Source organism: Mesorhizobium sp. M7A.F.Ca.US.005.03.2.1 (genome assembly GCF_003997795.1).
GTDB lineage: Bacteria > Pseudomonadota > Alphaproteobacteria > Rhizobiales > Rhizobiaceae > Mesorhizobium > Mesorhizobium ciceri.
Map to the genome: position 1 here is coordinate 1 of NZ_RZRP01000597.1, position 3,974 is coordinate 3,974.

Consider the following 3,974-nt stretch of genomic DNA (forward strand, 5'->3'; position numbering starts at 1 on the left):
GCCTGCGGCCACAAAGATGATCGTGCCGTCGAATGTTTTTCGTCGCAGCCGGAAGAACCAGAACAACCCGGCGCCGGCGTAGGCAATCATCGGAACGATCTCTGGTATCCCAACAATGGGCAGCACGTCCTCATGGATCAACAACAGGTCATCGAGGCCCAGGAGGAGGGTAAGGCCGCCGAGAAACGTGCAATCCCATCGGCGCGTGAGCAGGCCAGCAAACAGGGTCGCGGCGCCGGAGCCGATCCATAGCGAAGCACCCAGGGACGAAATCCACCCCGTATAGAAACCGACTCCGGCGGCTGCGGATGGATCTCGATAAAAGATCCACGCGTCCAGACCACGAATTTGCGCGACGAACAGCGCGGCCAAGAGCATCGCAACGTTGATCGCCGCCGCCGCCAACACGACCAAGCGCCAGGCTATTGTCCATTCGCCGCCATGCTTTGTGTTCGGCGCGCTGTTCTCTGGCATTTGCTATTCTCATAGAGGACTGAGAGGAACTCCATTGGAATCAAAGATCAAGAAGTGCTGACCTATGCCTAATCCAGTACGATGGCTGCCAGCTCTGCCGCGCCGAGAACTCCGCCTGCATTGTGCCGGTGGTCAGCATCGAACGGTTGCAGCGCTTCGCTCCACCGAACCCATTGTACCATGGCGCCGATGTTCAGGGGAGGCCGGCCTGCAAATGCCCGACCTGAATCCCAGCACGCTTCGAAGCGCGTCCAAATAAATTCGAACTCAAACGGCGCGCTTCACGTCTTCACGCATGTCGTTGCCCCAGGGCTGCTGCGCTGACAGGCTTATCCGGCAGATGGGGATGGTCGCGGCGGCGTGTCGCCAGCATCCGTTGCGCCGCTTCGATGATTGTCGGCGCCGGGACATCGGCGACCAGGCCGGTCGGGCTGGCATGGCGGGTCGCGATCACGTCCACGCAGTTCGAAAGCGGCCTCCAACGGGCCATGTTGGCGCCGCCATTGAGGATAACCATCGGCGTCATCACCGTTGCCATGAGATGTGCGGTACCGCCTTCGGCGCCGATGTAAAGATCGGCAAACTCGCCGAGCGCCAGCAAAATGTCACCGATATCGACACCTCCGATCGCGGCGGAATCGACAAGCCGCAGCTTCGGCACGCGCTGAGCCAGCTCAGCCATATCGGGACCGTCGCCGGGGGTTCTCACATAGAGAAGGTTCGCCCCGTCGGCGATCAGGCTGTCGGCGATTGCGGCAACCTGATCCGCCGACATGCGCTTGCTGGCGCTGCCATGCGCCGCGATAATGATCAAGGGAGCATGCTTGCCGTCCGCAAGGCTCCTGGCCGCCGCTCGTGCGGCCGGGCTAGGCTCCAGCCGATGATCGAAAGGCAGCCGCTTGCCGGCAAGGCGTTCGATGAGGCGATGGTAGCGCCAGGCATTGTGCCCGGGTCGTGCTTCAGGCCTGTGACCCAGGCGCCAGGAAAGGGCGAAAGCCGGAAAGTTTGCCTCATAGGCAATGCCGCGGCCGAGCAGTGATGCCGAGGCTTGAAGCAGCCAACGCGCCGAGATGCGGAAATCGACGACGGCCAATCGCCCCTTGCCCTTGCTGTGACCGGCGATCAGGCGCGCCAGGGGCGTCCGCACATTGATCGCATCGACCAAATGGCCGGCATGGCGATTGAGGCTATGTTCAAGGGACGACGACCGGGTGGTTCCGTAGACGATGAAACTGTCGGGGAATGCCGTTCTGGCGGCGCGCAATGCCGGAATCCGGATCAGTCCGTCGCCGAACGCGTCATTGCGGGAATACAAGATAATGGTCTCGTACCGCCCTGATGGCATGGCTCGCTCCCCCCAGGAGCCTGGTGGTGATGGCGCCTGCTGCGCCGGCCGCCTTCGAGGTGCTTTAGGATTTCACCTCTTGCCTGTCAACGGAGCCTTGCCGCTGGATCCGGGCGTCCGGATGGCGCGCAGTGCGCCACGACCAGTTCATCGCTGTCGTTGAAAACACTTCTCCCTTCGGCTGCGAAGCCAGCAGCTTCGTGGGTACGCTAGATTTAGCCGGAGAAGCGCGGCGCCAGTTCCTCGATGCGGCGGATCATCGCCTGAAATTCCTCGGAGATGCGCTGGTGCAGCTTGACCGCGACCTCGGGGTATTCCTCCAGGATGCGGTGGAACATCTTGCGGCTGAGCCGCATCACTTCCGAATCGATCTCGGCCGACGCGCTGGTCAGCCGGTTGGTGTCGGCGATCAATGCCAGTTCGCTCAGGATCGTGCCGGGGCCTGCCGTGCCTATCGGGATGCGTTCGCCATTCTGCTCCCGGTAGAGCACGATGCGCCCGCTGACAACGATATAGGCGGAATCGGCCTCGTCGTCCTCGCGATAAAGCTTGTGGTTGGCAATCAGCCTGGTGTTCTCGGCGCCAAAGGCGAGCAGGCGCAGTTGTTCCTGCGTGAAGCCCTCGAAGAGCCTCACGGCGGACAGAACGCGGATGTCGTCATCCAGCGCCATCTAGCTATGTCCCCGAACCGACAGTCCGACTCCTCCTCTGCGAGTTCGATCCAAACCACCCTCCAACTGGATCGTACCCGAAAGCGGCCCCGCCCGGCCGCTCATTGGATAATGAAAATGTTTAAGGAACCAGCTTGTAGCCGCCGCTTTCTGTCACAAGAATTTCCGCATTGGAAGGATCGCGCTCGATCTTCTGGCGCAGCCGGTAGACATGGGTTTCCAGCGTGTGCGTGGTGACGCCGGAATTGTAGCCCCACACCTCCTCGAGCAGCACGTCGCGCGTCACCACCTTCTGGTCGGCGCGATAGAGATATTTGATGATCGAGGCCTCCTTCTCCGTCAGCCGCACCTTGCCGCCGCGCGGGTCGAGCAGCAGTTTCTGGCTGGGCTTGAAAGTATAGGGCCCGACCGAGAAGGTGGCATCCTCGCTCTGCTCATGCTGGCGCAACTGCGCCCGAATGCGCGCCAGCAGCACGGCGAAGCGGAACGGCTTCGTCACATAGTCGTTGGCGCCGGCCTCGAGACCAAGAATCGTATCCGAATCGGTGTCGTGACCGGTCAGCATGATGATGGGCGCCTTGTAGCCGCCCTTGCGCAGGATCTTCACCGCTTCGCGGCCATCCATGTCGGGCAGCCCGACATCCATGATGAGCAGATCGATGAGGCCGCCGCGCGCTGCGGCGACACCTTTTGCCGCAGTCGATTCCTGCAGCACGTCGAATTCCTCGTAAAGGGATAATTGCTCGACCAGCGTGCCGCGCAGGTCATCATCGTCGTCGACGATCAGTATGGTGCGTGAAGTCATGGATCAATCCGTTGTTTTGAAAAGAAAATTCAGTTGACCGCTGCCTGTTTATGCGGAAGCTGACCGGCGTAACAGCCGTTCACAGTGATTTGTTCCGTGGCACGATCATACAAGAAAAAACACGATCGCAATGCAGCCGGCGCAATTTTGCGAAAAGGGCTGCGTGTGCTGACCGTGCGGGCGAGGCCTGGGCATCCAAGCCAGGGCCTGCTGCAGGCCGGGAAAACGGTGTTTGCCTGTGCGCTGGGGCGCGGTGGCATCTCGGCCGACAAGCGCGAAGGCGATGGCGCCACGCCGCTGGCCGCGATGCGGATCCTGTCGGGGTATTTCCGGGGGGATCAGTTCTCCAGCGGCCGCAGGACCCGGCTGGCGATGACGCCGATCGGGCCCGATCTGGGCTGGTGCGAAGTGCCTGACGACCGCAACTACAACAGGCCGGTCAGGATTCCCTATGGCGCCAGCCACGAACGCATGCGGCGCGACGACAGGCTCTACGACGCCTGCCTGGTGCTCGACTGGAACCTGTCGCCGCGCCGGCGCGGACGCGGCAGCGCCATCTTCTTCCATCTGGCGCGCCCCGGCTTCACGCCGACGCAAGGCTGTGTGGCTGTCACGGCGCAAACCATGGCGCGGCTGCTGCCGCTGCTGTCGGACCGGACGGTGGTGAGGGTGGTAAGAT

General features: G+C 62.2%; 4 protein-coding genes and 1 pseudogene. 1 reads left to right on the forward strand and 4 read right to left on the reverse strand.

The genetic code is table 11. The features are described from left to right. From EN991_RS26400 to EN991_RS26415, 4 genes and pseudogenes are all read right to left on the reverse strand, one after another. Positions 1–474: pseudogene (locus EN991_RS26400) on the reverse strand (hypothetical protein); the annotation flags it as partial. A 289-nt stretch (positions 475–763) separates the two neighbouring features. Continuing rightward, positions 764–1,819 (reverse strand): glycosyltransferase family 9 protein, encoded by a 1,056-nt coding sequence (locus EN991_RS26405; protein ID WP_164753664.1) that lies wholly within the window; start codon positions 1,817–1,819, stop codon positions 764–766. A gap of 215 nt (positions 1,820–2,034) precedes the next feature. Further along, the gene (locus EN991_RS26410) at positions 2,035–2,490 is read right to left on the reverse strand and encodes a Crp/Fnr family transcriptional regulator (protein WP_063173345.1); all 456 of its coding nucleotides are present in this window, start codon (positions 2,488–2,490) and stop codon (positions 2,035–2,037) included. 121 nt (positions 2,491–2,611) lie between these two features. After that, positions 2,612–3,295 (reverse strand): response regulator transcription factor, encoded by a 684-nt coding sequence (locus tag EN991_RS26415; protein ID WP_013528898.1) that lies wholly within the window; start codon positions 3,293–3,295, stop codon positions 2,612–2,614. Between the two features lie 144 nt (positions 3,296–3,439). Here EN991_RS26415 and EN991_RS26420 point away from each other — a divergent pair. Beyond that, positions 3,440–3,974: L,D-transpeptidase (locus EN991_RS26420; RefSeq protein ID WP_181172690.1), on the forward strand; the 535-nt coding region annotated here is incomplete at its 3' end.